Annotated in this window: 22 protein-coding genes; 18 read left to right on the top strand and 4 right to left on the bottom strand. The window is 33.7% G+C overall.

The annotated features are described in order from the left end of the window. Positions 1-3: 3 nt before the first annotated feature. A complete protein-coding gene (secG, locus tag H3T80_RS06770; RefSeq protein ID WP_198200894.1) occupies positions 4-396 on the bottom strand; it encodes a preprotein translocase subunit SecG in 393 nt (130 codons plus the stop codon). A gap of 178 nt (positions 397-574) precedes the next feature. On the opposite strand from secG, the gene thiI reads away from it, so the two are divergent. The 4 genes from thiI (at position 575) to trmL (ending at position 4777) form a co-directional block, all read left to right on the top strand. Then, entirely contained in the window at positions 575-2023 is a 1449-nt protein-coding gene (gene thiI / locus H3T80_RS06765; protein ID WP_198200892.1) for a tRNA uracil 4-sulfurtransferase ThiI, read from the top strand. A gap of 126 nt (positions 2024-2149) precedes the next feature. Further along, on the top strand, positions 2150-2869 hold the full coding sequence (locus tag H3T80_RS06760) for a response regulator (RefSeq protein WP_110447158.1): 720 nt from the start codon (positions 2150-2152) through the stop codon (positions 2867-2869). A 30-nt stretch (positions 2870-2899) separates the two neighbouring features. After that, the gene (gene cpxA / locus H3T80_RS06755) at positions 2900-4273 is read left to right on the top strand and encodes an envelope stress sensor histidine kinase CpxA (RefSeq protein ID WP_198201182.1); all 1374 of its coding nucleotides are present in this window, start codon (positions 2900-2902) and stop codon (positions 4271-4273) included. A gap of 21 nt (positions 4274-4294) precedes the next feature. Next, positions 4295-4777, top strand: a complete 483-nt coding sequence (trmL, locus tag H3T80_RS06750) for a tRNA (uridine(34)/cytosine(34)/5-carboxymethylaminomethyluridine(34)-2'-O)-methyltransferase TrmL (protein WP_110448020.1) — start codon at positions 4295-4297, stop codon at positions 4775-4777. 205 nt (positions 4778-4982) lie between these two features. Here the strand turns inward: trmL and efp are convergent, their stop codons facing one another. After that, the gene (efp, locus tag H3T80_RS06745) at positions 4983-5549 is read right to left on the bottom strand and encodes an elongation factor P (protein WP_034901106.1); all 567 of its coding nucleotides are present in this window, start codon (positions 5547-5549) and stop codon (positions 4983-4985) included. A 32-nt stretch (positions 5550-5581) separates the two neighbouring features. On the opposite strand from efp, the gene epmB reads away from it, so the two are divergent. The 6 genes from epmB (at position 5582) to nudC (ending at position 10055) form a co-directional block, all read left to right on the top strand. Continuing rightward, positions 5582-6607 carry an EF-P beta-lysylation protein EpmB gene (gene epmB, locus H3T80_RS06740; RefSeq protein WP_198200890.1) on the top strand — a complete coding sequence of 342 codons (1026 nt, stop codon included), beginning with the start codon at positions 5582-5584 and terminating at the stop codon, positions 6605-6607. Between the two features lie 160 nt (positions 6608-6767). Beyond that, a complete protein-coding gene (gene rpmH, locus H3T80_RS06735) occupies positions 6768-6908 on the top strand; it encodes a 50S ribosomal protein L34 (RefSeq protein WP_025314679.1) in 141 nt (46 codons plus the stop codon). Positions 6909-6919: 11 nt separating this feature from the next. Next, positions 6920-7276: a ribonuclease P protein component gene (gene rnpA / locus H3T80_RS06730; RefSeq protein ID WP_110447160.1), complete on the top strand. Its 357-nt coding sequence runs from the start codon at positions 6920-6922 to the stop codon at positions 7274-7276. Positions 7277-7323: 47 nt separating this feature from the next. After that, complete coding sequence (gene yidD, locus H3T80_RS06725) at positions 7324-7566, top strand: membrane protein insertion efficiency factor YidD (protein WP_232350107.1); 243 nt, start codon at positions 7324-7326, stop codon at positions 7564-7566. Continuing rightward, positions 7566-9191 (top strand): membrane protein insertase YidC, encoded by a 1626-nt coding sequence (gene yidC / locus H3T80_RS06720; protein ID WP_110447162.1) that lies wholly within the window; start codon positions 7566-7568, stop codon positions 9189-9191. The genes yidD and yidC overlap by 1 nt, the downstream gene beginning before the upstream one ends. Positions 9192-9251: 60 nt before the next feature. After that, a complete protein-coding gene (gene nudC, locus H3T80_RS06715; protein WP_198200888.1) occupies positions 9252-10055 on the top strand; it encodes an NAD(+) diphosphatase in 804 nt (267 codons plus the stop codon). A 23-nt stretch (positions 10056-10078) separates the two neighbouring features. On the opposite strand, the gene H3T80_RS06710 is transcribed toward nudC, so the two are convergent. Both H3T80_RS06710 and hemB read right to left on the bottom strand, forming a co-directional pair. Next, on the bottom strand, positions 10079-10993 hold the full coding sequence (locus H3T80_RS06710) for a hypothetical protein (protein ID WP_198200886.1): 915 nt from the start codon (positions 10991-10993) through the stop codon (positions 10079-10081). A 428-nt stretch (positions 10994-11421) separates the two neighbouring features. Next, on the bottom strand, positions 11422-12432 hold the full coding sequence (gene hemB / locus H3T80_RS06705) for a porphobilinogen synthase (protein ID WP_110447165.1): 1011 nt from the start codon (positions 12430-12432) through the stop codon (positions 11422-11424). Positions 12433-12614: 182 nt separating this feature from the next. Here hemB and rpsU point away from each other — a divergent pair, with 182 nt between their 5' ends. The 8 genes from rpsU (at position 12615) to H3T80_RS06665 (ending at position 21147) form a co-directional block, all read left to right on the top strand. Continuing rightward, the gene (gene rpsU / locus H3T80_RS06700; RefSeq protein ID WP_034882800.1) at positions 12615-12830 is read left to right on the top strand and encodes a 30S ribosomal protein S21; all 216 of its coding nucleotides are present in this window, start codon (positions 12615-12617) and stop codon (positions 12828-12830) included. Positions 12831-12962: 132 nt separating this feature from the next. Continuing rightward, the gene (dnaG, locus tag H3T80_RS06695; protein ID WP_198200884.1) at positions 12963-14744 is read left to right on the top strand and encodes a DNA primase; all 1782 of its coding nucleotides are present in this window, start codon (positions 12963-12965) and stop codon (positions 14742-14744) included. Positions 14745-14826: 82 nt separating this feature from the next. After that, positions 14827-16665 carry an RNA polymerase sigma factor RpoD gene (rpoD, locus tag H3T80_RS06690; protein WP_110447167.1) on the top strand — a complete coding sequence of 613 codons (1839 nt, stop codon included), beginning with the start codon at positions 14827-14829 and terminating at the stop codon, positions 16663-16665. Positions 16666-16727: 62 nt separating this feature from the next. Next, positions 16728-17699 carry a bile acid:sodium symporter family protein gene (locus tag H3T80_RS06685; protein WP_198200883.1) on the top strand — a complete coding sequence of 324 codons (972 nt, stop codon included), beginning with the start codon at positions 16728-16730 and terminating at the stop codon, positions 17697-17699. A 68-nt stretch (positions 17700-17767) separates the two neighbouring features. Further along, entirely contained in the window at positions 17768-19282 is a 1515-nt protein-coding gene (gene pitA / locus H3T80_RS06680) for an inorganic phosphate transporter PitA (RefSeq protein ID WP_110447169.1), read from the top strand. 64 nt (positions 19283-19346) lie between these two features. After that, entirely contained in the window at positions 19347-19799 is a 453-nt protein-coding gene (gene uspA, locus H3T80_RS06675; RefSeq protein ID WP_034901127.1) for a universal stress protein UspA, read from the top strand. Between the two features lie 122 nt (positions 19800-19921). Continuing rightward, entirely contained in the window at positions 19922-20674 is a 753-nt protein-coding gene (locus H3T80_RS06670; protein ID WP_198200881.1) for an SDR family oxidoreductase, read from the top strand. 143 nt (positions 20675-20817) lie between these two features. After that, positions 20818-21147, top strand: a complete 330-nt coding sequence (locus H3T80_RS06665) for a hypothetical protein (protein WP_034901131.1) — start codon at positions 20818-20820, stop codon at positions 21145-21147. The last annotated feature ends 296 nt before the right edge of the window (positions 21148-21443 follow it).

The following is a 21443-nucleotide window of genomic DNA, read 5'->3' as shown; positions in this document are numbered from 1 at the left end:
TTTTTATTCTGGAATATCTGATGTAGGATTAATATTCTGTGGTTGAATAACTGGGTCAGCAGTTGGAATTACTTTTCCATTACCGCTAGTGCTTTCAGTATTTTGTTGCGTAGTCGCAGGAGCACTATCTCCAATATTTTTAAATTCATCACTTGAAGTTGTGGTTTTTGAGCTGCCAAGGTTTGATAAAATAATGCTTAACACAAAAAATAACACACCAAGTATTGTTGTTGTGCGAGTTAGAAAATTGCCACTTCCTGATGAACCAAATAAAGTTGCAGAAGCGCCTGCACCAAAAGATGAGCCCATGTCGGCACCTTTACCGCGCTGAATTAGCACTAAAACGATTATCGCAAGTGCGATAAATAAATAACCTATAATTAAAAGTTCGTACATTTCAACCTGTCAATTTTTATGTTATAGAACAGAATTTATTGATGCGAAATATTAGCGAAAGAGTGAGCAACAAGCAAGTATATTTTATTATTTTCTGTATTTATCATAATCAATTGTACGTTTTTAAGGGAAAAATCAGTATAATGTCGCCATTTTTATTCTTGGCAAATGCAGTTGTATGAAATTTATAGTTAAACTTTTCCCCGAAATTACCATCAAAAGTGAGTCCGTTCGTTTACGTTTTATTAAAATTCTTACTAGTAATATTCGTAATATTTTAAAGAATGCTATTAATGATGTGGCAGTTGTTCGTCATTGGGATTTTATTGAGGTTCGCCCTAAAGTTGAAAATAGTGAAAATCAAATATTAGAACTATTAACAAGAATTCCAGGTATCCATCATATTTTAGTAGTTGAAGAACTTACTTTTACTGATTTACATGATATTTATGAAAAAGCGTTTAATCATTATGCGCCTTTAATTGAGAATAAAACATTTTGTGTAAGAGTTAAACGACGAGGTAAACACGAATTTACCTCAATTGAGGTAGAACGTTATGTCGGTGGTGGTTTTAATCAACATGTTGCTACTGCTAAAGTCAAATTAACGCGTCCAGATATTACGGTTAATCTTGAAATTGATAAAGATAAACTTCTACTAGTTAAAGAACGGCATGCCGGAATAGGTGGTTTCCCAACCGGAACACAAGAAGATGTCATTTCTCTTATTTCTGGTGGATTTGATTCTGGTGTTTCTAGCTATATGCTGATCAGACGAGGCTGTCGAGTCCATTATTGCTTTTTTAATTTAGGTGGCAAAACCCATGAAATTGGCGTGAAACAGATGGCTCATTATTTGTGGGATAGATTTGGAAGCTCTCATAAAGTTCGTTTTATTGCCATCGATTTTTCTGATGTTGTTGGCGAGATTTTAGAAAAAATTGATGATGGCCAGATGGGGGTTATCTTAAAACGAATGATGATTCGTGCAGCCTCTAAAGTTGCACAGCGTTATAATGTTGAAGCTCTGGTTACAGGCGAAGCGTTAGGTCAAGTATCAAGTCAAACCTTAACTAATTTGCGTTTAATCGATAATGTCAGTGATACATTAATTTTACGTCCACTTATCACCCATGACAAAGAAACGATAATTAATTTAGCTCGTCAGATAGGCACTGAAGATATTGCTAAGACTATGCCTGAATTTTGTGGTGTCATATCGAAAAGTCCAACGGTAAAAGCAGTTAAAGAAAAAATAGAAGCTGAAGAGGAAAACTTTGATTTTGCTATTTTAGATAAGGCTGTTGCCGAAGCTGAAAATATTGATATTCGTGAAATAGCTAAACAAACTAATAATACTATTACTCAGGTTGATACCGTTACAACATTAGAAGATAATCACGTTATCATTGATATTCGGGCGCCAGAAGAGCAAGAGGAGCATCCACTGGAAATCGAAAATGTTGAAGTTAAGCTTATACCATTTTATAAATTGGCAACTCAATTTGGTGATTTAGATCAATCAAAGCAATATTTACTTTATTGTGCTAAAGGAGTAATGAGTAAACTACAAGCGCTTTATTTAATCGAGCAAGGTTTTAACAATGTTAAAGTATTTAAACTGTGAATCTTAACAATTATTTACGATATTTTTCTCATATATCTATATAATATTTCCTAAAATATAAAATCTAGTTATCGTCTATTTAATAGATATAAAAACTAAGGATTTTATTACTTATTGAGGATTATAATGAGCAAATTACTTGTAGTTGATGATGATCTAGAAATTGCTTCGTTGTTATGTGAATTATTAGAATTGGAAGGATTTACCGTTGAAGTTGCAAATAATGGTATTGAAGCGTTAGAAAAGTTTGATGATTCCATCGATCTGGTTTTACTTGATATTATGATGCCAGAAATGAATGGATTAAGTGTTTTGTCTTCATTAAGAAGTAAATTCACCGTTCCTGTTATCTTCTTAACAGCTAAGGATAGCGAACTCGATAAAATCAATGGACTTGAACTTGGCGCTGATGACTATATTCTTAAACCTTTCAATGATAGAGAATTGATTGCTCGAATTAACGCTTTATTGCGTAGAGCTAGATGGGATACAGTTGGTAATGAAAGTAATGAAAAACCATTACAATACACTATTGATAAACTTGTGGTGAATACTAAGCAGCAATCTGTTTATTTTGATGACAAATACATCGAATTAACTGGCACAGAATTTCAAGTATTACTTAAATTACTTGAAAATAAAGGGGTGACAATTTCAAGAGATACTCTTAGTGAAACGGTGTTGGGAAAAGAATTTATCCCATTAGCACGTTCAATTGACGTTCATGTCTCTAATTTACGTAAAAAACTTCCACCTCGAAGTGATGGTTTACCATGGATTAAAACCTTGCGTTCAAAAGGATATCTATTTGTTGTAGATCAAAATGATAATTTGTTGCAAAATTAGCTTTTTTCAATATGGTAAGAATCTATGTGGATTTTTGATCGTCTGACAATTAGAATTTTCACAATATTCTTACTTACTATCGCTTTTTTCCTTGCGCTTGTAATGGTATTACCCGAACTCGACTCACGTAATTTAACTTATTTGGCGAATAAAGATAAAGAGAGTGGTAAAGTTCTTGCAAGCCAGATTGAAAAGGATCTCGCTAAGATACCGAAAGATAGTTTTCGCTGGTGGATGAGATTTATCGTAGTAATGGATAATTATCAAAAAACTGGTCAAGTCCTATTTATTGTTACACCTAATCAGCAAATTATTACTGCGGATACTAAAAATATTGATTTAGTAAAAAGCTTTAGTGAAAAATCGCATGATGTTGATGATCCAGCTAAGAAAATTTATGATAACCAAGAAATTATCGGTCCTTTCCTTATTCATTATGCTAATGATGAATATCAACTGTTTTTGTTACAGCCTGCATCAGATATTCAATCTCAATTTGTTAATTTGATTTTTGATCATCCTTTCTTACTTTTGACATTAACCATGTTAGCCAGTTCACCATTTTTGTTGTGGTTATCTTGGAGTATTGCTAAACCTGCTAGAGGGTTAAGATTAGCCGCAGAACAGGTTGCAAATGGTAATTTACAACAGTGGCCTGAGCTTGAAAAAGTTGGTTCTTATGAATATAAAGCCACAGGTGCAAGTTTTAACCATATGCTCAGAGAATTGAAACGGCTGCAAGATCTACAGCAACGGCTGTTTTCTGATATTTCCCATGAATTACGTACGCCATTGACCCGATTGCAATTGGCAACTTCGTTATTGCGCCGTAAGCAAGGTGAAAGCAATGAGGTTTTGCGGATAAATAATGAAGCTTTAAAGCTTGATTCGATGATAGGTGACTTATTGTCCTTAGCAAGGAATCAACATGATAATAATGAAGTTCGTGAATTTAAACCATTAGATGTATTATTTAAAAATGTATTGGATAATGCGACTTTTGAAGCCAATCAGATAACAAAACAATTTTCTATTCAAAATTCTCCTTCTAACCATACAATTTTGTGTTATCCAGAAGCGTTATGTAGTGCGCTTGAAAATGTGATAAGAAATGCATTTCGTTATTCAAATCAAAAGATTGTGGTGAATTTCACTATTCAACAACAAAAAGTTGTTATTACTATTGATGATGATGGTCCAGGCGTTGCCGATAATGAGCTTGAGCAAATTTTTAGACCATTTTATCGTACTAATGAAGCTCGAGACCGAGAGTCGGGTGGTACTGGGTTAGGATTAGCTATTGTGGCGAATGCTATTACTCGAGATAATGGCACAGTTAAAGCTGAGAAAAGTCAGTTAGGTGGGCTGAAAATTGTGATAGTATTACCACTTCAAAAATATTAATTGTTAAGAGAAATTATTGTGTTGAATGCGCCTTTAAATATTGTGTTGTTTGAACCTGAAATTCCGGCTAATACGGGTAATATTATTCGTTTATGTGCTAATACTGGTTTTAATTTACATATTATCGAACCAATGGGATTTTTTTGGGACGATAAAAAACTAAGGCGAGCAGGACTTGATTATCAAGAATTTGTTGATGTAAAACGTTATAAAAATATTGATCATTTTTTAGAGGCAAATCAGCTTGATTTGGCTTCACAAGTTTATGCTTTAACCACAAAAGGCCAAAAACCACATAGTGAAGTTAATTATAAACAAGCAGATTTTTTAATGTTTGGCCCTGAAACTCGAGGTTTACCAAATCGCATTCTTGATGAGCTACCACAAGATAGAAAAATTAGAATTCCAATGGTCGCCAATAGTCGCAGTATGAATTTATCTAATTCTGTTGCTGTAGTTGTTTATGAATCATGGCGACAACTAAATTATATTGGTGCTAAATAAACTAAAATTCTTAATTTATATATTGTTAGTTTATTGGCATTCGCTGGTTTGATTGAGTGCTGGATAGGTAATTGTCGAAAAGCTGTGCCTCATTATTGAAATAAAAACCCCTTTCCTCAAAATAAATATTAACTTTCTTACTTAGTAAATAAAAAAGAGGTCATGTTGACCTCTTTTTAAAAATAGCTTTTATATCTCGTTAATATTATTTAACACGTGAAACGTATTCACCAGAACGAGTATCAACTTTAAGTACTTCACCAATTTGTACAAATAATGGAACACGTACTACAGCACCAGTTGATAGTGTCGCTGGTTTACCTCCAGTTCCTGCAGTATCACCTTTTAGACCTGGGTCGGTTTCAATAACCTCTAGTTCAACAAAGTTTGGTGGCGTTACCGCAATTGGTTGACCATTCCATAAAGTTAAAATACATTCAGCTTGATCAACTAACCATTTAGCATTGTCACCTACAGCTTTAGCATCAGCAGAAAGTTGCTCAAATGTATCGTTATTCATGAAATGCCAAAATTCACCATCAGTATATAAATAGGTTAAATTCATATCAACAACATCAGCGGCTTCAACGGATTCACCTGATTTGAATGTTTTATCAACAGTCTTACCTGAAAGTAATTTTTTTATTTTTACGCGGTTAATTGCTTGTCCTTTTCCTGGTTTATAAAATTCATTTTCAACAATTACACACGGTTCGCCATCTTGCATTATTTTAAGACCGGCTTTAAACTCATTAGTACTAAAAGATGCCATAAAAGCTCCAACTATCATTCTGAATTACAAAAATGAGCCACATTATACAGCAAAATATTGAACAACCAAATAAAGATGAGTGGATTTTTGAACTTGCTAATGTCGTTACCGATATCAAAAAGCTTTATCGTTGTTTGAATTTAGATCCTGAGACGATTTCTTTGCCTATGGTGCAAGCGAGAAAGCAATTCCCGCTTAGGGTTCCTATGGCTTTCATAAATCGGATGAAAAAAGGTGATAGTCTAGATCCATTGTTGTTACAAGTTCTTTGTGATGAAAAAGAATTAATTAATGTAGCGGGTTTTAGTGAAGATCCTTTAGAAGAGCAGAATAACACCATTCCGGGATTACTACATAAATATCATAATCGTGCATTATTAATGACTAAAACTGCATGTGCGATTAATTGTCGATATTGTTTTAGACGACATTTTCCTTATCACGATAATCAAGGCACTAAAAAAAATATTGGTGCAGCATTGGAGTATATTGCAAGTCATCCAGAACTGGATGAAATTATCCTTTCAGGTGGTGATCCGTTAATGGCTAAGGATCACGAAATGGCTTTTTTAATAACCGAATTAGAGAAAATACCTCATATCAAGCGGTTACGTATTCATAGCCGTTTAGCTGTGGTGATACCTAATCGTATTACTAGCGAACTGTGTCGGTTATTTGCTAAAACCAGGTTACAAATTGTATTAGTTACTCATATTAATCATCCAAATGAAATTGATGATAATGTTACTAATGCTATCAAGCGTTTAAAGGAACATCAGGTAACGGTTTTGAATCAAAGTGTGTTATTGAAAAAAGTTAATGATGATGCTGATGTATTAGCTTGTTTAAGTAATAAATTATTTTCAATAGGCATTTTACCTTATTACATCCATTTATTGGATAAAGTGCAAGGAGCTGCTCATTTTTTAGTGGATGATGACAATGCTAAGCAAATTATGAGACAACTTGCGAAAAATGTATCGGGTTATCTTGTGCCAAAATTAGCTCGTGAAATCGGTGGTGAAAAAAGTAAGCGAGTCATAGCGATTAATGATTAATAAGGGCGATATATTCATTTAATACAGTCCTTACAATTTATGTATCAAAATCTCATTGACGAAAAATAAAATAGCCTCTATAATTCGGGCCTCTTTAATTAATGCTGTGGAGTTTATACTCTACAACTTGTTGATAAATTAGATTTGGATATAAATCGTCATGAAACGCACATTTCAACCATCAGTATTAAAACGTAATAGAACTCACGGTTTCCGTGCTCGTATGGCTACTAAAAACGGTCGTCAAGTTCTTGCTCGTCGTCGCGCTAAAGGCCGTGTTCGTTTAACCGTTGCTAGCTAATTTAAAGTTGAGTGACTAAACTCACTTTTCCTCGGGAGTTACGTTTGTTAACTCCCTTCGATTTTAATCGCGTCTTTCAAGAATCTATTCGTGCAGGTTCGCCTTTTCTTACTTTAGTTACACGGAAAAATGATCTGGCTCATGCTAGATTAGGTTTTGCTATAGCTAAAAAACAGGTTAAACGAGCACACGAGCGTAATCGAATTAAACGATTAGCTAAAGAATATTTTCGTCACCATCAACATCAGTTTCCTAATATCGATTTTATTTTGATGGCTAAACAGCCTGTTATACAATTGAATAATCAACAATTAGTTGAGACATTAGACAAACTATGTCAACAAATCATCAAAAAACAAAGAAACTGAATAAATTAATATTGATATTTAAACAGCATATTTATGCATTTAAATATTTGATTATTAATATTTTTGTTTTTGTCATTAAAATATACCAGCGTATTATTAGTCCTTTATTAGGGCCTAAATGTCGCTTTACTCCATCTTGTTCTCAATATGCTGTAATTGCATTAAGACGCTTTGGATTAATAAAAGGTAGTTGGCTAACTGTCAAACGTGTATTAAAATGTCACCCTTTACATGAAGGAGGTGAAGATTTTGTACCTCCTAAAACTAAAACCGATAGAGAAAAACACTAATGGGATCTCAACGTAATATTTTAGTCATTGCTTTACTTTTCGTCTCTTTCCTGCTTTGGAAAGCATGGGAAGAAGATCATGCACCAAAACCGCCAGTTGCTAATCAATTGACGCAACAAATAGGTGAAGATTCACCAGCGGATTTCGCACAAGGTAAAACAATCACGATAAAATCTGATGTATTGTCATTAACGGTTAATACCTATGGTGGCGATGTACAAGCTGCACAATTGTTAAAATATGAGCAGTCTCTTCATTCTGGTACGCCTTTCCAATTATTAACATCTAAACCTGACTTTATTTATATTGCTGAAAGTGGCTTAACAGGTAAAGATGGTCCAGATAATGCAATTCAAGGAAGTAAACGTCCAGTATATCAAACTGCTCAATCTGAATATGTTTTAGCTGATGGTGTAGATGAGTTGAAAGTTCCATTAACGTATCAAGTTAATGGAGTAACTTATACTAAATATTATATTTTACATCGTGGCAAATATGCTATTGATGTTCAGTATGATATTGATAACCAAAGCCAAAATCCTATAGAAGTATCGATGTATGGTCAGTTAAAACAAACTATTGATTTACCAGATGATGCTGTTACCGAAGGTGGTGGCGGATTAGGATTAAGTGCGTTCCGTGGTACTGCTTATTCCAGTGCTGATACTAATTATAGTAAATATAGCTTTGGTGATATCAAAGATAAGGCTTTATCTGTTGAAACTAATGTTGGTTGGGTTGCTATGTTGCAACACTATTTCGCTTCTGCTTGGATTCCGGTGCAGGATCAAAACAACCTATTTTATTCACGTGCTACGGCTAAAAATTCCCAAGCTACGATTGGTTTTAAAGGTGAAACAGCCGTTATTCAACCAGGTAAAACTCAATCAGTTAGTGCGAAACTATGGTTAGGTCCTGAAATCCAAAGTCAGTTAAAAGAAACCGCTAATCATCTTGATTTAATAGTTGATTATGGTTGGTTATGGTTCTTATCGCAGCCCCTGTTCTATTTATTGAAATTTATTCAAAGCTTTATAGGTAATTGGGGCTTTTCAATTATTGTTATCACCTTTATTGTGCGTGGTATTTTATTCCCACTAACACGAGCACAATATCGTTCAATGGCTAAAATGAAGTTATTACAACCTCGTTTACAAGCATTAAAAGAACGTTATGGTGATGATAGACAAAAAATGAGTATGGAAACAATGGCTCTTTATCGACAAGAAAAAGTTAATCCTCTTGGCGGTTGTTTACCATTGTTGATTCAAATGCCGATCTTCTTATCACTGTTTTATATGTTAGGTAATACAGTAGAGTTACGTCATGCTCCATTTGCTCTTTGGATTTATGACTTATCAGCGCAAGACCCATATTATATTTTACCGTTATTAATGGGTGGTACCATGTTCTTAATTCAGAAGATGTCACCAACACCGGTTACCGATCCATTACAGCAAAAATTAATGACATATATGCCATTAATCTTTACGGTGTTCTTCTTATGGTTCCCATCAGGTTTAGTTTTATACTATATTGTAAGTAACTTATTTACGATTGCTCAGCAACGTATAATTTACTGGGAACTTGAGAAAAAAGGTCTTCATGAGAAGAAAAAGAAATAGTTTGATGGAAAGGAGGAGTAATATCCTCCTTTTTAATATTTATTTTTTGGTGTTGATGTTATGGATATACAAAAACAATATAATTTAATCGGTAACGAAAAAGGCTACTGGTTTGTGAGTAAAAATGGTCGTCTATGGTTACCTAATGGCGAAGTTCCCAACGGTAGTGCCAGTGAATTAGGATTTACCAATAAACTTGCTCAGCCTATTGGTGAATGGAATGGACAAACTGCGTGGTTAATTTGTCAAGAAATGAGTAGTTCCATGGGTTCGATTAGACCTTTACTTAATAGTGCTGATCAGTCTTTGTTTAATATGGCTGGCAGAGCGGTACAATTGTCTGAGTTTTATCGGTCTCATAAATATTGTGGCTACTGCGGTCATGAGATGTATATCAGTCAAACCGAATGGTGTTGTCTATGTGATCATTGTCATCAACGTTATTATCCACAAATTTCACCATCCATTATTGTCGCTATTCGCAAGGAAAATAAAATTTTATTGGCAAAACATGTAAGGCATAATCAAGACAATTTATATACTGTATTAGCGGGTTTTACTGAAATTGGTGAAACTATGGAAACAACAGTGGCCAGAGAAGTCTATGAAGAGTCAAAAATAAAAATTAAAAATATTCGTTATGTAGGTTCGCAACCTTGGCCATTTCCTAATTCTATGATGATGGCTTATTTAGCAGATTATGATAGTGGTGAGGTTACTATCGATAAAAATGAGTTAGTAGAAGCGGATTGGTACCATTATTCTCAATTACCAAAAATACCTGAATATGGTACGATTGCAAGGCGTTTAATTGAGGATACAATTATACTTTGTCGTGAATATGATGAGTTTGGTGAAAACTGATCATATTCACTTTATTTAATAAGTTATAGATACTCAATGGTTCTGGTTAAATTAATTTTACTTGAACCATTCCCCGTTGTTTCACAAACAGCTTTGGTCCAGTCATTATTTTGGTTATATTCAGAATAACTACAAGTTTCAGTAGATTCTAATTCTTGTTCATTTTTATCATTAATGATGACTTCACCTTTAGCAGATAATTTGAAGGTACGAGTAATCGTTTTTTCTAATTGTTTGTCTGCATTATAAATAACATCTTTTTCTCTTACTAAAACGGGTAATTGTTTTTTATCATCCATTTTTACATAAGCGTTATATAAGACTTGTTCGACCAGATCATTTTCATAAATAATCTTACTGGTAAAATTAATATTATTATCAGCGAAGTTAGATAAAGTGGTTTCAACTAAACGGCCTTGCTCGTCAAATTCATTAATAGCAACAATTTCATCATTACTATTTTTCATACCAATGATATTTTTCGATTCATCGAAGGTAATGTCATAACTGTTTCTGGTATCTTTCATACCATAAATGTATTTAGCTGTATCATAATTTATTTCGCCATATAATCCTTCCAAGTCGTAATCTTTAACATAACCTTGATCATTATAATTAATAGACTTTTTGTTCGAACTTTGAATTGTTTGCTGTTTAATGAGTTTCTTATTAGGTAATAACTCAGGTTCGGTATGAAATAGATAGCTATTGGTTACTTGTGTTGGTAACTGTGATTTATTTTCACTACTAGAATTTATTGTATTGTCTTCATTATTGTTTGTTGTACTGGTCGTTTTATCAGTTTGGGTATCAGTATTAACTTCATTATTTTGATTAGTCGATGGAGTTGCATCGGATGATGATTGGCTGTCTTTTTTATCATCACACCCAGTTAATAAGAGGATACTTAATAAGAAAAGATAGATATAATTTTTCATAATATTGGCTTCTTAATGTTATTGGTTAAAATTTTATTTATATCTAATAGCGATATTAATATTTCGATTCATCAGCTTATTCTAGCTCTGGCAATAATATTTATATTATTGAATAGTTACTTGATCATCATATCAGACAAATCTTCACTCTCATCACCTAATTTGTGATTTTTAGTGCCAGAATAAGTAACTTAATATATTTTATCCATAAATTAAGATTTTGTAATTGATTTAGTTTAATATTTATTAAAAAAATAAAAACATTAATGATGTTATTAATTATGGAAAAGCTTGATTGAGCTAATTTGGGGTATTTTTTTATCTAAAAAGATTCGATTTTGCTTTAAAAAGTTGTGCTTGTTTTTCCGTGGTTAATCATATCAATTCACTATAATTAGCAAATTGATACGATAAATATAATGCAGCTATTACTGGTTATTAAGCCATTGAGCTACTTGCTTAGCAAAATAAGTTAACACGCCATCGGCACCAGCTCGTTTGAAACAAAGTAGAGATTCCATGATAGTAGACTTTTCATCTAACCAACCGTTTTCGATTGCAGCCATCAACATTGCATATTCTCCTGATACTTGATAGGCAAATGTAGGTACTGCAAAGGTTTCTTTTACTCGGCGAACGATATCTAGATAGGGCATACCAGGTTTTACCATGACCATATCTGCGCCTTCACTTAAATCTTGATAAATTTCTTGTAAGGCTTCATTGCTATTTGCTGGATCAAGTTGATAAGTTTTTTTATTGCCACCTTTGATATTATTGGCTGAACCAACTGCATCACGGAAAGGTCCATAAAAGCTAGATGCATATTTTGCCGAGTAAGCCATAATTTGGCTATTAACAAAATTATGTGATTCTAGCTCTTTACGTATTGCGCCAATTCGGCCATCCATCATATCACTTGGTGCAATAATATCTGCTCCAGCATCTGCTTGTATTAGTGCTTGTTTTTTTAAAGCTTCGACAGATATATCATTGAGAACATAACCGTTGTCATCAATAATGCCATCTTGGCCGTGTGTCGTATAAGGATCGAGAGCCACATCGGTTAAAATTCCGAGTTCTGGTATTTCTTTTTTTAATGCTCGAATTGCTTTAGGTACTAAACCTCTTTCATTATAAGCTTCTTCGGCTAATAGTGATTTTAGGGAGGGCTCAATAGCAGGAAACAATGAAAGTACCGGTATACCTAATTTAGCAACTTGTTCAGCTTCTTTCACCAATATATCAATACTCATCCGTTTTACATTCGGCATTGATGACACGGGTTGGCTGATATTGTTACCCTCAACGATAAATACTGGATAAATAAGATCATTAACCGTCAAATGGTTTTCAGCTACCAGACGACGACTAAAATCTTGTGCACGGTTTCGACGTAAACGTTTTTGTGGATATTGACCAGTAAAGAAAGACGACATAAAACACCTATATATCTTTAATTAAACTATTTTATTATCTGACTCAAAAAGTAGATTAGCAAATTAATTTATCATATAGTAATTATACGATATTTTACTTTACAACCCATATCAATTAGGAGTAAAATTGCGCACTAATTTTAGTCCTTTGTGATATTAAACAAATTTGAGGTGAGAGGCACATGCCAGTAATTAAAGTACGTGAAAATGAACCTTTCGATGTAGCATTACGTCGTTTTAAACGTTCTTGCGAAAAAGCAGGAGTATTAGCTGAAGTTCGTAATCGTGAATTTTACGAAAAACCAACAACTATTCGTAAACGCGCAAAAGCAGCTGCTGTTAAACGCCATGCTAAGAAATTAGAAAGAGAAAACGCTCGTCGCACTCGTCTATATTAATTTTATACTGAAAATTTAAATTGTTTTAAAAAAACAATTCATTTATATTCTAGATATAAACAATTTTAACAAGCCGTATTATTATTACGGCTTGTTGTCTTTTCATAATGCCATAATTGGTTGAATTTTATCATGAAAGGTCTTATTCCTCGCGATTTTATTTTAGATTTGCTTGCCCGCACAAGTATTCTTGATGTGATAGGTAAGCGCGTTAAAATGAAAAAAAAGGGAAATAATTATTTCGGTTGTTGTCCTTTTCATGATGAAAAAACGGCTTCTTTTTCATTAAATGAAAAAAAACAAATTTACTATTGCTTTGGATGTGGCGCATCAGGCTCTGCTGTAAATTTTTTAATGCAGTATGAACGATTAACCTTTCCTGAAGCCATTGAAGAAATTGCTAGTATGCAAGGCATTCGTGTTCCTTACACGGAAGGTGATAGTAATCAAGCTGATCAATCAAAGCAAATTGAATCACGTAATTTGCGTCGTGATCTCTACTCCTTGATGGCAAAAATCACCGATTTTTACCAACAACAACTAGCTTTATCAACTTCAAAAGATGCTCATATGTATCTTGAGCAACGTGGTTTAAATCAAGAAATTATAACTAGATATAAAATAGGTTATGCTCCTAATGAATGGCGTTTAACTTCACAAAATGTAGTAAAAACTAAAGCTGAAACGAAATTATATAATCAAGCTGGCATGTTAGTTACTAACGATAGTGGTAATCAATATGACCGTTTCCGTGGTCGTATAATGTTTCCAATTCGCGATAGACAAGGTAATGTCATTGCTTTTGGTGGTAGAACGATTATCAATGATTCAGCTAAATATATTAATTCACCCGAAACGCCTATTTTTCATAAAGGTTTCCAATTGTATGGTCTTTATGAAGCGCAAGAGGTTAATCGAAATCCTGAACAGCTGATTGTGGTTGAAGGATATATGGATGTCGTTTCACTGGCCCAATACGGTATTGATTATGCAGTTGCTGCATTGGGTACATCAACCTCTGAAGAACATATTAAATTATTATTTAGAGCAACTGATTCTGTCATATTTTGTTATGATGGTGATAATGCAGGGCGAAGTGCTGCTTGGCGAGCACTGAACGTATTACTACCTTGTTTGATTGATGGTAAACAAATTACTTTCGCTTTTTTACCACAAGATGAAGATCCTGACAGTTACGTACGTAAAGTCGGTAAAGATGGTTTTGAAGATTATGTAAAAAATGCACCTAATCTCTCCGAATTTTTGTTTGATGAATTATTAAAACAAGTTGATCTAAAAACCCCTGAAGGTAAAGCTAAATTGAGTTCACTGGCCATACCTTTGCTTGAGCAGGTCAAAGCAAAAGCATTTAGACTTAATTTGCTTCAGGAATTAGGTCGTTATTTAGGCTTACTTGATATATCACAAATAGAACAACTGATTGCCACAGATCAAAACAAAGGTGAAAATAAACCTATTGAACCAGTATCTGCACCGCAGATGAAATTAACTACCATGCGAATTTTGATTGGTTTATTACTGCAATATCCTGATATGGCTAAAATGGTTTCAGATATTAATGTTATGCGACAAGTTAATTTAGCTGGCATAGATATATTTATTGAGCTACTTGAATTATGCCAACAATACCCAAATATAACTACAGCACAGATATTAACAGAGTGTATCAGTCGACCATTTTATAAACAGCTAAGTCGTTTAGCTACATGGGAGTACCATTACCAAGATGATGAAATAGAGTCAATTTTTTCTCATACTTTAAAAGAGTTATATGATAATATACTCGCCCAAAGGCAAGATGAACTGATCGCAAAAGAGAGAGTCTCCGGATTAAGTACCGCAGAGAAAAAAGAATTAGCGACATTAATACTTGTTTTATCAAAAAAAGACTAAATATACAGGGTATATGTAGAAAATTATTTTCTATTCTACATATATAATATACATGACCGAATAACTAAATGTGGATACCTTTATGGAGCAAAATTCTCAATCACAGTTAAAACTCCTGATCATCCGAGGAAAGGAGCTAGGATACCTGACCTATGCTGATGTCAATGATCACTTGCCGGAAGAAATCATTGATTCAGATCAGATTGAAGATATTATCCAAATGATCAATGATATGGGCATTCAAGTACTTGAAGAAGCCCCTGATTCAGATGAATTATTACTTTCCGATAATGTTCCGGATGAAGAGGCCGTTGAAGCAGCTACAGCATTAGTTTTATCTAATGTAGAATCAGAAATAGGTAGAACGACAGATCCTGTCCGTATGTATATGCGGGAAATGGGTGCAGTTGAACTACTAACCCGTGAAGGCGAAATTGATATTGCCAAACGTATTGAAGATGGTATTAATCAAGTTCAAACCTCTGTATCTGAATATCCAGAAGCGATTACATATCTTTTAGAACAATACAATTTAGTGGAAAGTGGTGAAGTTCGCTTATCTGATCTTATTACCGGTTTTGTTGATCCTAATGCTGAAGAATCAACCGAAGAGCTTCCAGAAGAGTTGGAAGAGAGTGAAGCTGAAATCGATATTGATGATAGCGATGATGAAAGTGAAGAAGATGGCGATTCTTCCGCTGATGATGATGTTTCAATTGATCCGGAAGTGGCAAGAGCGAAATTTTCTGAACTTAAAGAACAACATGATAAAACCTCAGCTGCAATAAAAAAATATGGCCGAGCCCATAAAAAAGCACAACAAGAAATTGAAAATTTATCTGAAGTTTTTAAACAATTCAGATTAGTTGGTAAACAATTTGATATTCTTGTTAATAACATGAGAAGCATGATGGATCGCGTAAGAGCACATGAACGTGTCATTATGAAGATCTGTGTTGAGCAGTGCAAAATGCCGAAAAAACAATTTATGACGCATTTTAGTGGCAACGAAAATAACATGAGTTGGTATAAAAAAGCCGTTACTGGTAAAGGCGCTTTTGCTGCTAATTTAATGGAATTTGAAGCACCAATTGAGGCTGAAATTAATTGTTTACAACAAATAGAAACAGAAACTAATCTTTCTATTGAGCAAATTAAAGATATTAATAGACGAATGTCTATTGGTGAGGCAAAAGCTCGACGAGCTAAGAAAGAGATGGTAGAAGCCAACTTACGTTTGGTAATTTCAATAGCGAAAAAATATACCAACCGAGGCTTACAGTTCTTAGATCTTATTCAAGAAGGTAATATTGGCCTGATGAAGGCTGTTGACAAGTTCGAATATCGCCGAGGATATAAATTCTCTACATATGCGACTTGGTGGATTCGACAAGCAATTACACGTTCAATTGCTGACCAAGCAAGAACAATACGTATACCAGTGCATATGATTGAAACAATCAATAAGCTAAATCGAATTTCACGTCAGATGTTACAAGAAATTGGTCGTGAACCAACGCCAGAAGAACTATCTGAACGCATGCAAATGCCTGAAGAAAAAATTCGTAAAGTATTGAAAATTGCTAAAGAGCCTATTTCAATGGAAACACCAGTAGGTGATGATGAAGATTCACATTTAGGTGATTTTATTGAGGATACAGCTCTTGAGCAACCATTAGATGCCGCTACATCTGAAAGTCTGCGTAGTGCAACACGTGATATTTTATCAGGCTTAACACCGCGCGAAGCGAAAGTATTACGCATGCGATTCGGTATTGATATGAATACTGACCACACTCTTGAAGAAGTTGGTAAACAATTTGATGTAACGCGTGAACGTATTCGTCAGATTGAGGCTAAAGCATTACGTAAATTACGTCATCCAAGCCGATCTGATGTACTACGAAGCTTCCTAGAATAACAGCATAACTTTAGATATATCGCCACTTTTGTGGCGTTTTTTTTACTAATCAAACTAATATCATGAATATACTTCAACGTTTTAAAATTGATTCATTCTTGCTGATTTTGATTTGTGTTGTGATGACGGCAAGTATTTTTCCATGTGAAGGACAAGCTAAGGTTGTTTTTGAGGATCTCACCACTTTTGCTATTGGTCTATTATTTTTTATGCATGGAGCAAAATTGTCATTTGATGCAATAGTTATTGGTATAAAAAATTGGCGATTGCATTTATTGATATTTGTTATTACTTTCGTGGTGTTCCCTATTCTAGGGATGATGATGCAACTACTTGTACCAACTTTTTTATCTGAAGATCTTTATCTAGGTTTTGTTTACCTTTGTGTTTTACCCGCTACGGTCCAGTCTGCAATTGCTTTTACATCAATAGCAAAAGGTAATGTAGCTGCAGCAATTTGTAGCGCATCGGCATCGACATTATTAGGTGTATTTATTACCCCTGTATTAGTCGGCCTATTAATGCATACTCAAGCGGCTGACTCGATGAATATTTTAGATGCTATAGAATCTATTATGCTTAAACTAATGTTACCTTTTGTGGTTGGTCATTTATCTAGACGTTTTATTGGCAAATGGGTGGATAAATATAAAAGTGTTATTTCAAAAACTGATCGTATATCAATATTATTAGTTGTTTATGTTGCTTTTAGTGATGCGGTAGTTAATGGTATTTGGGCAAAAGTTAGTTTGTTATCTCTTTTAGAAATTATTTTTTATTCAATAATTTTGTTAACCATCGTATTATTAATTACTACTTACAGCTCGCGATTATTCGGCTTTAGCAAAGAAGATGAAATCACAATTGTATTTTGTGGTTCTAAAAAAAGCCTCGCAAGTGGTATTCCTATGGCTAGTGTAATTTTCCCTATGTCTATAACTGGAATAATTATTTTGCCGTTAATGATTTTTCATCAAGTTCAATTAATGATTTGTGCTGTATTGGCTTCCCATTATGCGAAACGAAAAATGTAAAAATTGTTTTGCTCATTATGGTATTCTCAAGGATAATAGAGCCGCTATTAACAACAGAAAGATATATTATGTTTCATCTATTTGCTGATTTAGACTTTTCAACCATTATATTACTAGTTTTAGCACTATTTTTTGTTCTTTTTTACGAGGCAATTAATGGCTTTCATGATACCGCAAATGCAGTTGCGACAGTAATATATACTAGAGCATTAAAAGAACAGCTTGCTGTTTTTATGGCTGGCATGTTTAACTTTTTTGGGGTATTGCTTGGTGGACTTAGTGTTGCTTATGCAATTGTGCATCTTTTACCAACTGATTTATTATTGAATGTAAGTTCTGCACATGGTCTGGCAATGGTATTTTCGATTTTATTTGCCGCTATTATATGGAACTTAGGTACATGGTATGTAGGTATACCTGCATCAAGCTCACATACTTTAATTGGTGCAATTATTGGTGTAGCATTGGCTAATGCATTTATTATGGATACTTCTATTATTGATGCACTTAATATTCCTAAAATGATCCAAATCTTTTTATCATTAATCATTTCGCCTGTTGTTGGTCTTGTGATAGCTGGATTAATGATTTTTTTACTGCGAAAATATTGGACTCGTAAAGGTCAAAGTAAAAAACGTAGTAAAAAAAGAGAGCGTATTTTTATGACGCCAGAACAACGCGAAAAACTCTATGGTAAGAAAAAACCACCATTTTGGATTCGTATAATGTTGATCATTTCTGCTGCTGGGGTAAGTTTTTCTCATGGCGCTAATGATGGACAAAAAGGTATTGGTTTATTAATGCTAGTATTGATGGGAATTGCGCCTGCTGGCTTTATTGTAAATATGGGAGCATCAACCTATGAAATTACTAATACTAGAAATGCCATTCATAATATTGAAGAATATTTTATTACTCATAATGATGAACTTAATACTGTAATAGGAAAACAGTCTGTTGCAGATACTTCTATTCCTGTAAATGATTTGAATCAATATCATTGTGATTACTCTCGTTCGTTTACTACATTAGGGATTGCTAATAATTTGTTTAATAAAATGAATGATTATGGTTCTCTTAATGTAGATCAACGCTCTCAGGCTAGACGTATTTTATTATGTTTATCCGATACGGTATCTCATGTTGCTAAACAACCAAATGTCCCTGCAGAAGATAAGCAATACTTAAAATCGCTAAATAATGATTTATTAAAAACTGTAGAGTACGCGCCAGTTTGGATTATTATCGGCGTAGCTTCAGCGCTTGCTGTAGGTACTATGATAGGTTGGCGACGGGTTGCAGTAACCATTGGTGAAAAAATCGGTAAAAAGGGGATGACTTATGCTCAAGGTGTCTCTGCACAAATTACGACTGCGTTATCAATCGGTATAGCCAGTTATACTGGTATGCCTGTATCAACAACCCAAGTCCTTTCCTCATCTGTCGCTGGTACGATGATTGTTGATGGTGGTGGGGTACAAAGTAAAACAATTAAAAATATTGCATTAACTTGGATTCTTACTTTGCCAATTTCAATTTTGTTATCTGGGTCACTATTTTGGCTTGCTCAAAAATTAATTTAGTAGTAAAAAGGAAGTATAAATTCTAATTTAATTAGAGCGTCAAAAATAGGAAGGAGTGAATATTATGGCTTATAAACATATTTTAGTCGCAGTGGATTTATCACCAGAAAGTGAAGTTCTTGTTGAAAAAGCAGTCTCTATGGCTAGACCATATAATGCTCAAATATCACTAATTCATGTTGGTATCAACTATTCAGACCTTTATACTGGTTTAGTTGATATTAATATGAATGATATGAAAGATCGTATCACTGAAGATGCCCATATTGCATTGAATAAACTTGCTGATGATGCCGGTTATCCAATTGCACATACTCTTTCTGGCAATGGTGAATTCGGCCAAGTATTAATTGAAGCTATCCATGAATATGGCGCAGATCTGGTTGTTTGTGGTCATCATCAAGATTTCTGGAGTAAATTAATGTCTTCTGCTCGACAATTGATTAATAATACCCATATTGATACGTTGATTGTTCCTTTGAAAGATGAAGAGCCTTCCGAAGAACCGGCTAAATGAAATATTGGATGTCAACCCGCTACGTAGCGGGTTTTTTTATATTTAATGCAGAATAATTTATCATTTATTTCAATATTATAAAGGTAAATTCAGACAATTATCATGAGTAAAGGGGATTGAATATGAATATCGCTTTAGTTACTGGGGCTTCTTCTGGTTTTGGTCAAGCTATTTGTCGAAAGCTTATTGCTGACGGTTATAAAGTAATAGGTGCAGCTAGACGGAGTGATAAATTACAGAAACTTGCTGATCAGTTGGGGGATAATTTTTTACCTTTAACGTTTGATGTCACCAAAAAAGATGCAGTCGAAACTATTTTGTTGCAACTACCAAAAGAATTTCAACCAATTGATATATTAATCAATAATGCTGGATTGGCATTGGGATTAGAACCTGCTTATGAGGCGAACTATAATGATTGGGAAACCATGATTCAAACAAATATTATTGGTTTAATTCACCTAACACATCAAATTTTACCGAGTATGGTTGAACGTAATTATGGTTACATAATAAATCTTGGATCGGTGGCGGGTACTTATGCTTATAAAGGTGGTAATGTTTATGGTGCCTCTAAGGCATTTGTTAAGCAATTTAGTGCTAATTTACGGACAGATTTACTGGGTAAAAGAATCAGAGTAACAAATATTGAACCAGGATTATGTGGTGGAACAGAATTTTCAAATATACGATTCCATGGTAATGATGAACAAGCTGCGACAGTTTATAAAAATGTTGATTATGTTACTCCTGAGGATATTGCTAATACGGTGTCATGGTTAGTAAATACACCTAATCATTTTAATGTGAATTCAATTGAAATTATGCCAGTTGCCCAAGCTTCGGCAGGATTATCTGTTTGTAAGCAAGTTTAACATTTAACAAAACTTACATTGATATATATCAATGCGTTAAACAAAAAATAATAAAAAAATAGAATTGAAAATCAAAATAGACTTGCACTTATGTTAATGGATTGCTATTCTTTTCGCTTGTGATTTTGATTGAGGTTTTAGCAATGACATTTTCAGACGTAACAAAAACATTTGCGACAAGCTTACCTGGTACCGATTCGTATGTAAAATTACGTAAGGCTATGAGGACTTTAATCCAAGATGATCCAAAAAATGCATCAGTTTATTTTTTGATCTTTGGATTTGCGCGTACTTATGTCATGTTATATGAAGATCAGGAAGTTTCGCCACAATTTGCTGAAGATAATCAAAAACTAATGTTATCGTATCTCAATATACTTGATGAAGCATTAAAAAAACAGGATGCAGAAAGTATCTACCAAGCTTTAAATAAGGTAGTGAATGAATACGAAAACAGCAAAAAAGTTTTTTAATTTTTACAGCCTGACATGAAAATGTCGGGCTGTTTTGTTTAGGGATTTTTTAGGAAAAATAATGAAAACTGTGATGATGATGATTTCAGGTATTATTGGCACCACCGGCACTATTATTAATTATAGGGCGGGTTGATTTTTCCTTAAAAAATATCGAAAAACCCGCCCCAAAAGGCGGGTTTTTTGTTTTATAAAATAAAAAATATTCAAAAACATTAATAACAGAAAAAAAGAATTCAAAATATTGATTTTATAGGTAATTTAAAAAAATTGCATTTTGAATTGTCATTGGCATA

The organism is Gilliamella sp. W8145 (assembly GCF_016101145.1).
GTDB classification, from domain to species: Bacteria; Pseudomonadota; Gammaproteobacteria; order Enterobacterales; family Orbaceae; genus Gilliamella; species Gilliamella apis_A.
The sequence above is the reverse complement of the archived record's forward strand: the minus strand, read 5'-3'. Positions and strand labels throughout refer to the sequence as shown.